10 protein-coding genes are annotated in these 15866 nt (G+C 57.1%); 8 read left to right on the forward strand and 2 right to left on the reverse strand.

All coding sequences use genetic code 11. The features are described from left to right. Positions 1-218: 218 nt before the first annotated feature. Complete coding sequence (garD, locus tag PZBJ_RS11550) at positions 219-1778, reverse strand: galactarate dehydratase (RefSeq protein WP_061719913.1); 1560 nt, start codon at positions 1776-1778, stop codon at positions 219-221. 509 nt (positions 1779-2287) lie between these two features. On the opposite strand from garD, the gene PZBJ_RS11555 reads away from it, so the two are divergent. The 6 genes from PZBJ_RS11555 (at position 2288) to PZBJ_RS11580 (ending at position 9280) form a co-directional block, all read left to right on the forward strand. Further along, positions 2288-3634, forward strand: a complete 1347-nt coding sequence (locus tag PZBJ_RS11555; RefSeq protein WP_101762584.1) for an MFS transporter — start codon at positions 2288-2290, stop codon at positions 3632-3634. 9 nt (positions 3635-3643) lie between these two features. Further along, positions 3644-4984 carry an enolase C-terminal domain-like protein gene (locus PZBJ_RS11560; protein ID WP_101762585.1) on the forward strand — a complete coding sequence of 447 codons (1341 nt, stop codon included), beginning with the start codon at positions 3644-3646 and terminating at the stop codon, positions 4982-4984. Positions 4985-5000: 16 nt separating this feature from the next. Beyond that, complete coding sequence (gene gudD / locus PZBJ_RS11565; protein WP_101762586.1) at positions 5001-6332, forward strand: glucarate dehydratase; 1332 nt, start codon at positions 5001-5003, stop codon at positions 6330-6332. Positions 6333-6384: 52 nt separating this feature from the next. Next, positions 6385-7152 (forward strand): 2-dehydro-3-deoxyglucarate aldolase, encoded by a 768-nt coding sequence (gene garL / locus PZBJ_RS11570; protein ID WP_101762587.1) that lies wholly within the window; start codon positions 6385-6387, stop codon positions 7150-7152. 19 nt (positions 7153-7171) lie between these two features. After that, entirely contained in the window at positions 7172-8056 is an 885-nt protein-coding gene (gene garR / locus PZBJ_RS11575; RefSeq protein WP_101762588.1) for a 2-hydroxy-3-oxopropionate reductase, read from the forward strand. A gap of 84 nt (positions 8057-8140) precedes the next feature. Further along, positions 8141-9280: a glycerate kinase gene (locus tag PZBJ_RS11580; protein ID WP_101762589.1), complete on the forward strand. Its 1140-nt coding sequence runs from the start codon at positions 8141-8143 to the stop codon at positions 9278-9280. A gap of 145 nt (positions 9281-9425) precedes the next feature. Here PZBJ_RS11580 and barA read toward each other — a convergent pair whose 3' ends face one another. Beyond that, on the reverse strand, positions 9426-12155 hold the full coding sequence (barA, locus tag PZBJ_RS11585; RefSeq protein WP_101762590.1) for a two-component sensor histidine kinase BarA: 2730 nt from the start codon (positions 12153-12155) through the stop codon (positions 9426-9428). Positions 12156-12245: 90 nt separating this feature from the next. Here barA and rlmD point away from each other — a divergent pair, with 90 nt between their 5' ends. Together rlmD and relA are read left to right on the forward strand one after the other, a co-directional pair. Next, positions 12246-13562, forward strand: a complete 1317-nt coding sequence (rlmD, locus tag PZBJ_RS11590) for a 23S rRNA (uracil(1939)-C(5))-methyltransferase RlmD (protein ID WP_101762591.1) — start codon at positions 12246-12248, stop codon at positions 13560-13562. 32 nt (positions 13563-13594) lie between these two features. After that, positions 13595-15826: a GTP diphosphokinase gene (gene relA, locus PZBJ_RS11595; protein ID WP_101762592.1), complete on the forward strand. Its 2232-nt coding sequence runs from the start codon at positions 13595-13597 to the stop codon at positions 15824-15826. The last annotated feature ends 40 nt before the right edge of the window (positions 15827-15866 follow it).

The following is a 15866-nucleotide window of genomic DNA, read 5'->3' on the forward strand; positions in this document are numbered from 1 at the left end:
AATGACATGGTATCTCTCGCATCCCAGGACATAAGCGACTCCATAAACGGGTTCTTATGCCTTAGTTGTAAGTGTCTACCATGTCCCCGAACAAGTGTTCACCATGTCCCCGGACTGTACACCCGCCAGCGGGAGAGGGAATATTTAGAGGGTGCAGCCCGCACGGTTTGTTCCCTCTCCCGCGAAGTGGGAGAGGGCCAGGGTGAGGACAATAACCATCACGTTACCGGCGCCGGATTAAACACCGCCAGCTGATTACGAATCCCCCAACGATCCGACCATGTCTGCTTGCGCCCGCTGGCAATCTCCAGAATCAACTCAAACAGTCGCCAACCGACCTGTTCAATACTCTCTTCGCCCGTTGCAATGGTTCCGGCATTAATATCCATCAAATCATGCCAGCGTTCGGCCAGCGCATTACGCGTTGCCATCTTGATTACCGGAATGGCGGCCAAACCATAAGGCGTGCCGCGCCCGGTAGTGAACACCTGCAAGGTAATGCCTGATGCCATCTGCTGCGTGCCACACACGAAATCGCTGGCTGGTGTGGCCGCATAAATCAGCCCGCGTTTGGTGGGGCGCTGTCCTGGCGATAACACTTCAACAATCGGGCTGCGACCTGACTTGGCAATCGAACCCAGCGCTTTCTCCACCACATTCGCCAGCCCGCCTTTTTTGTTGCCCGGCGAGGGATTGGCGCTGCGATCGGTTTGGCCCTGGCTGAGGTAATCGTCATACCACGCCATCTCTTCCAGCAGCCGTTTGCCAACCGCTTCATCCACCACGCGCGGTGTCAGCAGATGAATAGCATCCCGCACTTCGGTCACTTCCGAGAACATCACCGTCGCACCGCAGCGCACCAGCAAATCCGAAGCAAATCCCACGGCGGGGTTCGCCGTTACGCCCGAGAAAGCGTCGCTGCCGCCGCACTGCGTGCCGATCACCAATTCCGATGCTGGACAGGTTTCGCGCTGACGTTGATTGAGCTTTTTCAGATGGCGTTCGGCGACCTGCAGGATTTCATCCACCATCGCGCCGAAGCCCACCAGCCGCTCATCCTGCAATCGCACAATGTCGTTGTCATCCAGCGAAATGGCCTGCACATCCGGTGTGCCGGTCAGCAGACGTTCGGGCTGTAACTTCTCGCAGCCGAGGCTGACGATCATCACTTCGCCACCAAAATTGGGATTCAGCGCCAGGTTATGAATGGTGCGAATCGGCACCACCGCGGCGGGCGCATTGATTGCCACGCCGCAACCGTACAGATGATTCAGCGCCACCACGCCATCGACATTGGGATAACGCGGCAGCAAATCACGCTCAATGATCTGCACTACATAATCCACCACGCCCGCCACGCAGTGAACGCTGGTGGTGATGCCGAGCAGGTTGCGCGTGCCCACGCTGCCATCTGCGTTGCGATAGCCTTCGAAGGTATAACCTTCCAGCGGCGGCAGCGCGGGCGGCACATTGTTTGCCAACGGCAAACTGTTGAGTGGCGGCGCTTCGGGCAGCGCTACCAGTGATTCTTCAATCCAGCTACCTTGTGGGATGGGACGCAGCGCGTAGCCAATCACTTCACCGTAGCGCAGGATCGCGCCTGCTTGCGGGATATCGCTTAGCGCGACTTTATGTCCCTGCGGCACATGCTCAGTCAGTTGCAGTCCGTCGTCGAACCGGGTGCCAGACGGTAATCCTTGATTGTTGACCACGATCGCCACGTTATCGGCATCGTGCACTTTGATATAGAGCGGTTTTTCTGTCAGAGGACGGTTCATTGCTCACCTTCCAGTTCGTCGCACCGTACGTAGCAGCGCGGTTTAAAATACGTCCATCACGTCATCGTTTTTTGCCAGCCTCAGTATATGCAGGGGTATTTGCCGTATGCATTGTGCAACTGACTGGCTTTAAGGAGATTTATCAGGGGAATTTGGTTCGTTTATCCAAACACAAGTGAAGGGACTCACAAACTGCCGTTATCCTGTACGTTAACCAGGCAAAATCAGGGAGCAAAAAAGCGTTCCGTGAGCCACGCCGCAGCGTTATGTGCAGATGCCATAAAATCATTCTCTTTCAACCCTAATCCTCATGCGTTCTTCCAGTGTTTCGCCGCCAGGCTGTTCCTATACTGATTCTCGTTCTTCAACGTTAGGTTATTCGTCACGACGCATCATCGTATTGCCAAATATAAAAATCGCCGTGTTTAACCCGACTTCATTCTGATACCCAACGCGATGTGTATGCAGTCAGAGTGGATGTAGCGTTCGCTATATTTCAGGAGTGCATCATGAATAGTTTCAGCCAGACAGCGGAAGCGGTGCAAAAGCGCACCAATGCCCGTTACTGGATTGTGGTGATGTTATTTATCGTCACCTCGTTCAACTACGGTGACCGCGCAACCATTTCGATTGCCGGTTCGGCGATGTCCAAAGAGATCGGCCTTGATTCGGTCGGCCTTGGCTATATCTTCTCCGCCTTTTCCTGGGCGTACGTGATTGGGCAGATTCCGGGCGGCTGGCTGCTCGACCGCTTCGGCTCAAAACGCGTCTACTTCTGGAGCATCTTCCTCTGGTCGCTGTTTACCTTGCTGCAAGGCTTCGTCGATCTGTTCAGCGGTTTTGGCATTATCATTTCGCTGTTCCTGTTGCGCTTCCTGGTCGGCCTGGCTGAAGCGCCATCCTTCCCCGGCAATAGCCGCATTGTTGCGGCCTGGTTCCCGGCACAGGAGCGCGGCACCGCCGTCGCAATCTTTAACTCGGCGCAATACTTTGCCACGGTAATCTTCGCGCCGATCATGGGTTGGCTGGTCTCCGAAGTGGGCTGGGCGCACGTGTTCTGGTTCATGGGCGGATTGGGCATCATCCTCAGCTTTATCTGGCTGAAAGTGATCCACGATCCCACCGATCATCCGGGCGTCAACAAAGCCGAGCTGGAGTACATGGAGCAGGGCGGCGCACTGATCAACATGGACGTCAAAAAGGATGACCGCAAAGTGAGCTGGAGCGAGAAGTGGTTCCAGATCAAACAGCTACTGACCTCACGCATGATGCTGGGCATCTATCTCGGCCAATACTGCGTCAACGCCTTAACCTACTTCTTTATTACCTGGTTCCCGGTGTATCTGGTGCAGGCGCGCGGCATGTCGATTCTGAAGGCCGGCTTTATTGCTTCGATTCCTGCGGTGTGTGGCTTCCTCGGCGGCGTATTGGGCGGCGTGATTTCTGATTACCTGATGCGTAAAACCGGTTCGCTGAACATCGCGCGTAAAACGCCCATTGTGCTCGGTATGCTGCTCTCCATCTCGATGGTGATGTGTAACTACACCGACACGGAATGGGTGGTGGTGTTCTTTATGGCGCTGGCATTCTTCGGCAAAGGCATTGGTGCGCTGGGTTGGGCGGTGATGGCAGATACCGCACCGAAAGAGATCAGCGGTTTGAGCGGCGGCTTGTTCAACATGTTCGGTAACTTCTCCGGCATCGTCACGCCAATTGCTATCGGTTACATCATCGCCACCAGCGGATCTTTCGAAGGCGCGCTGATTTATGTCGGTATCCATGCCTTTGTCGCCGCATTTAGCTTCCTGGTGATTGCTGGCGATATCAAACGCGTTGAACTGAAAACCAGGCCATAAGGACGGAATATGACTACACAAAGCACGCCGGTCATCACCGATATGCAGGTGATTCCGGTTGCCGGTTACGACAGTATGCTGCTCAACATCGGTGGCGCGCACAGCGCCTGCTTCACCCGCAATGTCGTGGTGCTCACGGATAGCGCGGGACATACCGGCGTCGGTGAAGCGCCGGGCGGTGAAACCATCTACCAAACGCTGGTTGAGGCGATTCCGCAGGTAAAAGGTCAGCAGGTTGCCCGCATGAATCGTCTGGTGCAGCAGGTGCACAAAGGCAATCAGTCGGCGGATTTCGATACCTTCGGCAAGGGCGCGTGGACCTTCGAGCTGCGCGTCAATGCGGTGGCCGCGCTGGAAGCGGCGCTACTGGATTTACTCGGCCAATGTCTCGGCGTGCCGGTGGCGGAACTGCTCGGTCCGGGCCAGCAGCGCGATGAGGTCACGGTGCTCGGCTATCTGTTCTATCTCGGCGATCGTCGCAAAACCGATTTGCCGTATCTGACTGGCGAAAATGCCAGCCACGACTGGTATCACTTGCGTCATCAGGAGGCGCTGACGCCGGAATCTGTGGTGCGTCTGGCGGAAGCGGCGCAGGACAAATATGGCTTCAAAGATTTCAAACTCAAAGGCGGCGTGCTGCCGGGCGAGCAGGAGATTGAGTCGGCGGCGGCGCTAAAAAAACGCTTCCCCGATGCGCGCATCACCGTCGATCCCAACGGTGCCTGGACGCTGGATGAAGCCATTCGCTTGTGTAAAGGCATGGGCGATGTGCTGACCTACGCCGAAGATCCGTGCGGTGCCGAGCAGGGCTATTCCGGCCGCGAAGTCATGGCCGAATTCCGCCGTGCGACGGGGTTGCCGGTCGCCACCAACATGATCGCCACCAACTGGCGCGAGATGAACCACGCGGTGATGCTCAATGCCGTCGACATCCCGCTGGCCGATCCGCACTTCTGGACGCTGAGCGGTGCAGTGCGCGTGGCGCAGCTGTGTGATGACTGGGGGCTGACGTGGGGCTGTCACTCCAATAACCACTTCGATATTTCACTGGCGATGTTCACCCACGTTGGCGCCGCTGCGCCGGGTAAACCCACCGCGATTGATACGCACTGGATTTGGCAGGAGGGCGATCAGCGCCTGACCAAAGAGCCGCTGCAGATCCGCAACGGCAAAATCGCCGTGCCGGATAAGCCGGGCCTCGGCGTCGAGCTGGATTGGGATCGCCTGCATCAGGCCAACGCGTTATACAAATCACTGCCGGCGGGCGCACGTAATGACGCCACCGCGATGCAGTATCTGGTTCCCAATTGGGCATTCGACCGCAAGCGTCCAGCCTTTGGTCGCGGCTAAGTTTAAGGAGCAGGAAATGAGTCAGACACCGAAAATAACATCGCTGCAGGTCATTCCGGTGGCCGGTCACGACAGCATGTTGCTTAACCTGAGTGGCGCGCATTCGCCGTTCTTTACCCGCAACATCGTCATCATTAAAGACAATGCCGGACACACCGGCGTCGGTGAGATTCCGGGCGGCGAAAAGATTCGTCAGACGCTGGAGGATGCGGCGGCGCTGGTGGTGCAGAAAACCGTTGGCGAATACAAGAACATCCTCAACCTGGTGCGCAGCACCTTTGCTGACCGCGATTCCAGCGGACGCGGCAACCAAACCTTTGATTTGCGTACCACCATTCACGTGGTTACTGGCATCGAAGCGGCGCTGCTCGATCTGCTGGGACAGCATTTAGGCGTGAACGTCGCCTCGTTGCTCGGCGATGGTCAGCAGCGCGACCGGGTAGAAATGCTCGGCTATCTGTTCTATGTCGGCGATCGCAAGAAAACGTCGCTGCCGTATCAGAGCCAGGAAAATGACAAATGTGATTGGTATCGCCTGCGCCACGAAGAAGCGCTGACGCCGGATAAGGTGGTGCGCCTGGCGGAAGCGGCCTATGAAAAATATGGCTTTAACGATTTCAAACTGAAAGGCGGCGTGCTGCGCGGTGGCGAAGAGGCCGAAGCGGTGACGGCGCTGGCGAAGCGCTTCCCGCAGGCGCGTGTGACGCTTGATCCTAACGGCGCCTGGTCGCTCAACGAGGCGATTCTGCTCGGTAAGCAGCTGAAAGGTGTGCTGGCCTATGCGGAAGATCCGTGCGGTGCTGAGCAGGGCTATTCCGGTCGCGAAGTGATGGCGGAATTCCGCCGCGCCACCGGCATGCCGACCGCCACCAACATGATCGCCACCGACTGGCGTCAAATGGGCCACACGCTGTCGCTGCAGTCGGTCGATATCCCGCTGGCCGATCCGCACTTCTGGACGATGCAGGGTTCGGTACGCGTGGCGCAGATGTGTCACGACTTCGGCCTGACGTGGGGCTCGCACTCTAACAACCACTTCGACATTTCACTGGCGATGTTTACCCACGTTGCCGCCGCCGCACCGGGTGCGATTACCGCCATCGATACCCACTGGATTTGGCAGGAAGGCAATCAGCGCCTGACTAAAGAGCCGCTACAGATTAAAGGCGGCATGGTGCAGGTGCCGCAAAAACCGGGTCTCGGCGTCGAGCTGGATATGGATCAGGTGATGCAAGCCAACGCGCTGTATCAGAAACACGGTTTAGGCGCGCGCGACGATGCGCAAGCCATGCAGTTCCTCGTACCGAACTGGACCTTTGATAACAAGCGTCCGTGCCTGGTGCGCTAACTTTTCCGGCTCCCCGCGCGGGAGCCTGCTGTAACCGACAGGAGTGAAGACAATGAGCAATGCCTGGCCGAACCCTTTTCGTCGCCGTTTGCTGGCAGGAGAAACCCTGATTGGCAGCTGGTGCGCGCTGGCTAATCCTCTTACCACTGAAGTGCTGGGCCTGGCGGGCTTTGACTGGCTGGTGCTGGATGGCGAACACGCGCCGAATGACATCACCACCTTTGTGCCGCAACTGATGGCACTGAAGGGCAGCCACAGTGCGCCGGTGGTGCGTCCGCCGTGCAACGAACCGATCATCATTAAGCGCTTGCTGGATATCGGCTTCTACAACTTCCTGGTGCCATTTGTGGAGACCGAGGAAGAAGCGATTCGCGCGGTCGCGTCTACTCGCTATCCACCGGCGGGCATTCGCGGTGTGTCGGTTTCACACCGCAGCAACATGTACGGCACGCTGCCGGATTACAACAGCACCATTAACGACAACATCACGGTGCTGGTGCAGATCGAAACGCAACAGGCGGTGGACAACATCGATGCTATCGCCGCGGTGGAAGGTGTTGATGGCATCTTCGTTGGGCCGGGCGATCTCTCGGCCGCGCTCGGCTATCTGGGCCAGCCTGCGCATCCCGAAGTATTGAAAGTGATTAAACACGTCTTCGAACGCGCCAAAGCAGCGGGGAAACCGAGTGGCATTCTGGCGCCGGTGGAAGCCGATGCGCGCCGCTATCTGGAGTGGGGCGCCAGCTTTGTGGCGGTAGGCAGCGATCTGGGTGTGTTCCGTAACGCCACGCAGGCGCTGTGTGACAAATTTAAAAAATAACTGACTGAGAGGAAAGGCAATGAAAATTGGATTTATCGGCCTCGGCATCATGGGCAAACCGATGAGTAAAAACCTGGTGAAAGCCGGTTATTCGCTGGTGGTGCGCGACCATAATGTTAGTAACGAAGCAGAGCTGGTGGAGCTGGGCGCCATCGTGGCGAAGACGCCAAAAGAGGTGGCTGAACAGGTGGATGTGTTGATCACCATGGTACCGAACTCGCCACAGGTTAAAGAGGTGTGCCTCGGTGCTAACGGCATCATCGAAGGCGCGAAGCCGGGCCTGATCGTTATCGACATGAGTTCCATTGCGCCGTTGGCCAGCCGCGAAGTGCATGATGCGCTGGCGGCGAAAGGCATCAAAATGCTCGATGCGCCAGTCAGCGGCGGCGAGCCGAAAGCGATTGAAGGCACGCTGTCGGTGATGGTGGGCGGTGATAAAGCGGTGTTTGATCAGTGCTACGACATCATGAAAGCGATGGCGGGTTCGGTGGTCCACACCGGCGACATTGGTGCGGGGAATGTGACTAAGCTGGCGAATCAGGTGATTGTGGCGCTTAACATCGCGGCGATGTCAGAAGCGCTGTCGCTGGCAACCAAAGCGGGTGTTAATCCTGAGCTGGTTTATCAGGCGATTCGTGGTGGTCTGGCAGGCAGCACCGTGCTGGATGCCAAAGCGCCGATGGTGCTGGATCGTAACTTCAAACCGGGCTTCCGCATCGATCTGCATATCAAAGATCTGGCCAATGCGCTGGATACCTCGCACGAGATTGGTGCGCATCTGCCGCTAACTGCCGCAGTGATGGAGATGATGCAGACGCTGAAAGTGGATGGACAGGGCACTTCCGACCATAGCGCGCTGGCCTGCTATTATGAAAAATTAGCGAAAGTTGAGATCACCCGGTAGTGCAATCGTCCGGCGTCTACGGATGTCGGGCGGCTCGCTGCCTTCGCAGGACGGATGTCCGTCATCAACCGCGCTGGATTGCCTATGAAAATTGTCATCGCACCGGATTCATATAAAGAGAGTTTATCCGCCCTGGAAGTGGCTTCGGCGATTGAAGCGGGATTCCGCGAGATTTTTCCCGAAGCTGAGTACGTGAAAATACCGGTTGCCGACGGTGGTGAAGGCACGGTTGAAGCGATGGTGGCGGCAACGCAGGGAACCATTGTCCGGCTGACGGTTACTGGACCGCTCGGCAAGCCAGTGGAGGCGTTCTACGGTTTGTCAGGTGATGAGCGTACCGCATTTATCGAAATGGCGGCAGCCAGCGGGCTGGAGTTAGTGCCCGCGGCACAGCGCGATCCGCTGATTACCACCTCGTTCGGCACCGGCGAGCTGATCAAAGATGCGCTCGATCGCGGTGTCGATCACTTCATTATCGGCATTGGCGGCAGCGCCACCAATGATGGCGGTTCCGGCATGATGCAGGCGCTGGGCGCACAACTGCTGGATGAGCACGGCAAGCAAATCGCCTACGGCGGCGGCGCATTACCGCAGCTGGCGCGCATCGATATCGAACAGCTGGATACGCGTATTAAGCAGTGTCGCTTTGAAGTCGCCTGCGATGTCAGCAATCCGCTCACCGGTGATGAGGGCGCTTCGGCGATCTTCGGTCCGCAGAAAGGCGCGACGCCGGAACTGGTGCAGCAGCTGGACAAAGCACTGGAACATTACGCCACCCTGATTCATCGCGATCTGGATATTGATGTTTTACACATTGATGGTGGCGGCGCGGCGGGCGGCATGGGCGCGGCGCTGCATGCGTTTTGTCAGGCCGAGTTACGCAGCGGCATTGAGATTGTCACTGAAGCCTTGGGCCTGGCCGAGCAGGTGAAAGATGCCGATCTGGTGATTACCGGCGAAGGGCGCATTGATAGTCAAAGCATTAACGGCAAGGTGCCGATTGGTGTGGCAAAGGTCGCGAAGCAGTTTAATAAACCGGTGATTGGCATTGCCGGAAGTTTAACCGCGGATGTCGGCGTGGTGCACCAACATGGGCTGGATGCGGTGTTCAGCGTGCTGTTTAGCATCTGCTCATTGGATGACGCGCTGGCCAACGCGGCGCAGAACGTGCGCCTGACGGCGCGCAATGTGGCGGCGGTGATAAAGCTGGGGAAAGGGAGATAGTTTTCCCTCACCCTAATCCTCTCCCAGAGGGGGAGGGAACCGATCGGAGCGATGGAATAAGTTTGCACGTAACTTCAGCATGCTCAGGGCAACTCCCTCGCCCGCTTGCGGGAGAGGGCTGGGGTGAGGGGAAAATCGCACCGCACTAACCCAACGCCAACAATTTCCTCGCTTCACGCGCCACGTTCGCCATCTCATCGCTCAACTCCAGCAGCTCCGGCTCCAGCGCGTCGATATCGCTCTCCTGATGCAAACTCTTCTCCAGCTGCTGACACAGCTGCTTCAGGCGCGGCACGCCGCTGTAGCTGGCGCTGCCGTGCAGCTTGTGGATAATCTCGCGCAATCCCACCACATCATTGCTCGCCATGGCACTCTCTACGCGCTCTTCCACTTCCGGCAGGAAATCGAGCAGCATTTGCAGCAAATCGCGGGCTAAATCGGGTTTATTGGCGGCCTGACGTAGCGCCAGCGTCCAGTCCAGTGACGGCGCCACATGTGGCTGTTGCGGCTGTGGCATGACCCGGTTCGGCGCGTAACGCTGCAGCAGTTGGCTCAGTTTGTCCTCATCAATCGGCTTCGCCAGATAGTCATTCATGCCAGCGTTGATGAGCTGCGCACGTTCGCCGTCCAGCGCATGCGCAGTAACGGCGACAATCGGTGTGGTGGCGTGCAGCGGCAGGGTGCGGATGATTTCGCTGGCGCGGATGCCATCGATATCCGGCATCTGAATGTCCATCAGAATCACGTCCAGCTTGTGCAGGCGCGCCTGACGAATCGCCTGCTCGGCGTTATCACACAGAATGATGTGCTGCACCTGCTCCTCCAGCAGCGCGCCAATCAGTTTCAGGTTGGCGGGATTGTCATCCACCGCCATTACCGTCAGCGGCTGACGTGCGCCGCGCGGCAGCGCATCGCTTTGCCAGTCATGTAAGTCCAGCAGCATCGGCAGCAAGCGCGTCAACGAAACCGGTTTGGCGATACACCCGGCAATGCCGCGCGCCCGTAAGTCATCGGCAAACAGCATCATTTCACTCGGCAGCGCCAGCAGCACCGAGTCGGCACGCGCATGCAGACGTTTAATCAATGCATCCGGCAACGTCGCAGGATGCGGCTCGGTGACCGGCAAACCCATCAGCAGCAGCGGGAAGTGCGTCTCGGGCATCTCTTCCAGGCTGGAGAAGTGCTGCACCTGCAGCGGCGTGATGCTTAGCATCTCCTGCACCGCTTTCGCCACCGCTGGATGTGGCTCGATATACGCCAGCGGCGTGGCGCGCAAATCGTCCAACATGCGCGGAATGGCTGGCGCATTGGGATTGAGATCGAGATGAATGTGCACCCAGAAGGTCGAACCCTGATTCGGGCGGCTGTGGAAGGCAATTTCGCCGCCCATTTCGCTCACCAGTTTCTGCGTGATCACCAACCCTAAACCGGTGCCGCCATGACGGCGCGTAATGCTGGCATCGGCCTGACGAAACGCCTGGAATAGCTGCGACTGCTGCTGTTCAGAGATACCGATGCCGGTGTCATGCACCTGAATCTCCAGCTCGACGCGCGTATTGTCGATGCTGCGCAGCTCAACGCGCAAATCGATATGACCGTGTTCGGTGAATTTAATCGCGTTACCAATCAGGTTAATCATGATCTGCTGCAGGCGCAGCGGGTCGCCAATCACATTATCCGGCACCTGTTTTTCCAGGCACACGGTAATTTCCAGCCCTTTGTCATGGGCGGACGGCGCCAGCAGCACCAGGGTTTCATCCAGCGTGGCGCGCAGCGGGAACGGGATCGACTCCAGCACCAGCTTGCCGGCTTCCAGTTTCGAGAAATCGAGCACGTCATTAATGATGCTCAGCAGGTTATTCGCCGAACGCTCGATGGTGCTCATGTAGTCGCGCTGGTTGGTGCTCAGCCCGGTTTTTAGCATCTGACGGGTAAAGCCAATTACGCCGTTCAGCGGCGTACGCAGCTCATGCGACATGTTGGCGAGGAATTCCGATTTGATGCGCGCCGCTTCCTGCGCGCGCTTCTTCGCCAGATCCAGCTCCACGTTCTGAATCTCCAGCTGCTCCAGCGTTTCACGCAGATCGTAAGTCGCCTGATCGATGTTTTGCTGCATCTCTTCGTGATAGGCGGTGAGCGACATCGCCATGGCGTTGATGCCGTTTTTCAGAATACTCAGCTCGCCCAGCATGTAGCCATCGACGCGGCTGTCCAGCTGGCCACGACGAATGCGGTCCACGGTGGTAACCATATTGCGAATGGGACCGGTGACGTCGCGCATCAGGCGATAGGCAAACAGCATGGCGATGCACAGGCAAAACAGCAGCAGCAGTGTGGCGACAAATACTTCTTTGTACTGCTCCAGCCGCACTGATTGCAGATCCAGTTCGATCGCCACATAACCCAGCGGATTCCCGGCTGGTTTGGCATCTTCGCCCGGCAGCTCATCCACCGAATAGCGTTCAGAGATAATCGGCGTGCGCAGAATCATAATCGTGCCTTGCCGCTCCACCGAGACGCCATCTTCCAGCGTGGAGATGTCCTCTTTTTGCAGCAGCGCCAGATTCTGATTGTTATTCGAGGTGACGTAGACGTGATTGTTGTTGTCGAAAATGGTGATGGCACGGACAATATCGGAGTGGCGGCGATGCAGCAGACTGACTAACTCGCGAATCGCATCGCGGTTGTGCCACGTCATGCCGTATTCACTAGAGACCGCCAGCGGTTCGATGATGTTCGCTCCCGCGTCGTGCACCTGATGCTGTAATTCGTTGTAGCGGTGCACCACAAAGAAGGTACTGAGCAGCAGACCAATCATCAGCGTTGGTGCCAGTATCAAAATCATCATTCGCGCCCGCAGGCTGTATTTGGTCATAATTGTGGCCTGGCGACTCCTGGCATTTTTTCCCTGTGCGAGCACGGTTAATAGCTGCACACCCAATTAACGTAGAGATTTCACAATACTATGGCGCAATTTTACTCCGCAAAACAGCGTGTGACGACGAAGGCTCGCATATCCGTCACCATTGAAGACCTCGATCCTTTCGGACAAGGTGTTGCGCGCCATAAAGGCAAGGCGATGTTTGTTAGCGGTGCGCTGCCCGGTGAACAGGCGGAAGTGACGGTGTTCGAGGATAAAAGCAAATACGCACGCGCCAAAGCCAACAAGATCATTAATCCCAGCCCACAGCGGGAAACACCGCGCTGCGTCCATTTTGGCGTGTGCGGCGGCTGCCAGCAGCAACATGCCTCGGTGGCTTTGCAGCAGGAGAGTAAAGCGCGCGCCTTGAGCCGCATGTTAAGCCGCGAAGCGCCGCTGCCGGTGAAGGTCGATGAGATCATCAGCGGCAGCGCGTGGGGTTATCGTCGCCGGGCGCGTTTAGGATTGCAGTGGCAGCCAAAACAGCAGCGTTTGCAAATGGGGTTCCGTCAGGCCGCCAGCAACGATCTGGTTGAACTGAAGCAATGCCCGGTTTTGGTGCCCGAACTTGAAGCGTTGCTGCAGCCGCTGCACCAGTGCCTCAGCGATTTACAGGCAGTTAAACGGTTAGGCCACGTAGAATTGGTGCTGGCGGATAATGGCCCGCTGATGGTGCTGCGTCATCTTGATGCATTATCTGCCGGCGACCGCGCAAAACTGGAACGCTTTTCGCATGAGCAGCAACTGTCGCTCTATCTGGCTGATGGCAGTGAAAGTTTGCAGGCGCTGAATGCGCGCGAACCTTTTTATCACTCGTTGAATTTGCCGCTATCCTTTAGCCCGCAGAATTTTATTCAGGTCAACGATGGTGTGAATCAGCAGATGGTCGCAAAAGCCATTGAATGGCTGGATTTGCAGCCAGAGGATCGTGTGCTGGATTTGTTCTGCGGCATGGGAAACTTTACCTTGCCATTAGGAAAGTTCGTACAAAATGTTGTAGGTGTGGAGGGCGTTGCAGCATTAGTGCAGCAGGCAGCGTATAATGCTGAGCAGACTAATCTCAAGAATGTTCGCTTTTTCCAGCATAACCTGGAGGAAGATGTATCGCGTCAGCCGTGGGCGACGCAGGGATTTAACAAGGTGTTACTGGATCCAGCGCGTGCTGGGGCCGCGGGCGTAATGGCGCATGTGGTTAAACTTGCGCCGCAACGTGTGGTCTATGTTTCCTGTAACCCTACAACGCTGGCGCGTGACAGTCAGACATTGCTGTCAGCGGGCTACCATTTGGAAAGGGTCGCGATGCTGGATATGTTCCCCCATACCAGTCATCTCGAATCCATGGTGCTGTTTAGCAAAGCATAAGCGATGTCCACATCGCTGTGGCAGGAGAGGATATGGTTGCGGTTAGAAGTGCGCATTTAAATACGGCGGGCGAATTTGCCCTCGACCAGTGGATCGCCAGTTTGAGTATCAACAATCCGCAATCCTGTCAGCGACTGGCGGATGCGTGGCGCTACTGTGAAGCCGAAACGCACAACCATCCTGATCAAGCTCTGCTGCTGTGGCGCGGTATTGAGATGGTGGAAATTCTCACCATGCTCAGCATGGACATTGACAGCCTGCGCGCGGCGCTGCTGTTCCCGCTCGCCAACGCCGATGTGGTGAGCGAAGAGGATCTCGAAAAAGCCTTTGGCAAAGAGATTGTGATGTTGGTGCACGGCGTGCGCGACATGGATGCCATTCGCCAGCTGAAAGCGATTCACAACGATTCGATGGCCTCCGAGCAGGTGGATAACGTGCGCCGTATGCTGCTGGCGATGGTGGAAGATTTCCGCTGCGTGGTTATCAAGCTGGCGGAACGTATCGCCCATCTGCGTGAAATGAAAGACGCGCCAGAAGATGAGCGCGTGCTCGCGGCGAAAGAGAGCACCAATATCTACGCGCCGCTGGCCAACCGCTTGGGTATCGGCCAGCTCAAATGGGAGCTGGAAGATTACTGCTTCCGCTATCTGCATCCCGATGAATACAAACGCATTGCTAAGCTGCTGCATGAACGCCGTATTGACCGCGAAGGCTATATTGAAAGCTTCGTTGCCAACCTGCGTGCCGAGATGCAGAAAGAGGGCGTGCGTGCTGAAGTGTATGGCCGTCCGAAACACATCTACAGCATCTGGCGCAAGATGCAGAAGAAGTCATTAGCGTTCGATGAGCTGTTTGACGTGCGCGCGGTGCGTATCGTGGCGGAACGTCTGCAGGATTGCTACGGCGCACTTGGTACGGTGCATACGCTGTTTCGCCATCTGCCGAGTGAGTTTGACGACTACGTTGCCAATCCTAAGCCTAACGGCTATCAATCGATTCATACCGTGGTGCTGGGTCCGCAGGGCAAAACGGTGGAAATCCAGATTCGTACGCGCCAGATGCATGAAGATGCCGAGCTGGGCGTCGCCGCACACTGGAAGTACAAAGAAGGTCCAACCTCCAGCAACGCGCGCGGCGCGGCAGGACATGAAGGGCGCATCGCCTGGCTGCGTAAGCTGATTAGCTGGCAGGAAGAGATGGCTGATTCCGGCGAGATGCTGGAAGAGGTGCGCAGCCAGGTATTCGACGACCGCGTGTATGTGTTTACCCCGAAAGGTGACGTGGTCGATCTGCCGGCGGGATCAACGCCGCTCGACTTCGCCTACCATATTCACAGCGATATCGGCCACCGCTGCATTGGCGCCAAAATCAGCGGGCGCATCGTGCCGTTTACCTATCAGTTGCAGATGGGCGATCAGATTGAAGTGATCACCCAGAAACAGCCAAACCCAAGCCGCGACTGGCTGAACCCGAACCTCGGCTATATCACCACCAGCCGCGGACGCTCGAAAATTCACGCCTGGTTCCGCAAACAGGATCGTGACAAAAATATCATTGCTGGCCGTCAGATCCTCGAAAGCGAGCTAAATCAGATGGATATCAGCATGCGCGAAGCGGAAAAACTGCTGCTGCCGCGCTATAACGTCAGTTCGCAGGATGAGCTGCTGGCGATGATTGGCGGCGGCGATATTCGCCTCAATCAGATGGTGAATTTCCTGCAGGGCAAGCTCAACAAGCCGAGCGCCGAAGAGGAAGATCGCGAGGCGCTGCGCCTGCTGACGCAGAAGTCACATGCGCCGTCCGCGCGCAAAGAGAGCGGTCGCGTGGTGGTGGAAGGCGTGGGCAATCTGCTGCACCACATCGCCCGCTGCTGCCAGCCGATTCCTGGCGACGATATCGTGGGCTTCATCACTCAGGGGCGCGGCATTTCGATTCACCGCGCCGACTGCGACCAGTTAACCGAGCTGATTTCGCACGCACCGGAACGTATCGTTGATGCGGTGTGGGGCGAGGATTACTCCAGCGGTTATTCGCTGGTGGTACGCGTTACCGCCAACGATCGTAGCGGCCTGCTACGCGATATCACCACCATTCTGGCTAACGAGAAGGTCAATGTGCTCGGCGTCTCCAGCCGCAGTGACACCAAAAAGCAGCTGGCGACCATTGATATGGATATTGAGATCTATAACCAGCAAGTGCTTGGCCGCGTGCTGGCACGTCTTAATCAGGTGCCGGATATTATCGACGCGCGCCGATTGCATTGATTCAGAGCCGTTTGTCCCCCATCCCGATCTTCCCCCGTTC

This window comes from Pantoea endophytica (genome assembly GCF_002858935.1).
Classification (GTDB): domain Bacteria; phylum Pseudomonadota; class Gammaproteobacteria; order Enterobacterales; family Enterobacteriaceae; genus Pantoea; species Pantoea leporis.

Bases quoted from the DNA above. Each gene is read 5' to 3' on its own strand.
- PZBJ_RS11560 (WP_101762585.1), top strand. From the start codon at position 3,644: ATGACTACACAAAGCACGCCGGTCATCACCGATATGCAGGTGATTCCG.
- garL (WP_101762587.1), top strand. From the start codon at position 6,385: ATGAGCAATGCCTGGCCGAACCCTTTTCGTCGCCGTTTGCTGGCAGGA.
- barA (WP_101762590.1), bottom strand. From the start codon at position 12,155: ATGACCAAATACAGCCTGCGGGCGCGAATGATGATTTTGATACTGGCA.
- rlmD (WP_101762591.1), top strand. From the start codon at position 12,246: ATGGCGCAATTTTACTCCGCAAAACAGCGTGTGACGACGAAGGCTCGC.
- garD (WP_061719913.1), bottom strand. From the start codon at position 1,778: ATGAACCGTCCTCTGACAGAAAAACCGCTCTATATCAAAGTGCACGAT.
- PZBJ_RS11580 (WP_101762589.1), top strand. From the start codon at position 8,141: ATGAAAATTGTCATCGCACCGGATTCATATAAAGAGAGTTTATCCGCC.
- gudD (WP_101762586.1), top strand. From the start codon at position 5,001: ATGAGTCAGACACCGAAAATAACATCGCTGCAGGTCATTCCGGTGGCC.
- PZBJ_RS11555 (WP_101762584.1), top strand. From the start codon at position 2,288: ATGAATAGTTTCAGCCAGACAGCGGAAGCGGTGCAAAAGCGCACCAAT.
- relA (WP_101762592.1), top strand. From the start codon at position 13,595: ATGGTTGCGGTTAGAAGTGCGCATTTAAATACGGCGGGCGAATTTGCC.
- garR (WP_101762588.1), top strand. From the start codon at position 7,172: ATGAAAATTGGATTTATCGGCCTCGGCATCATGGGCAAACCGATGAGT.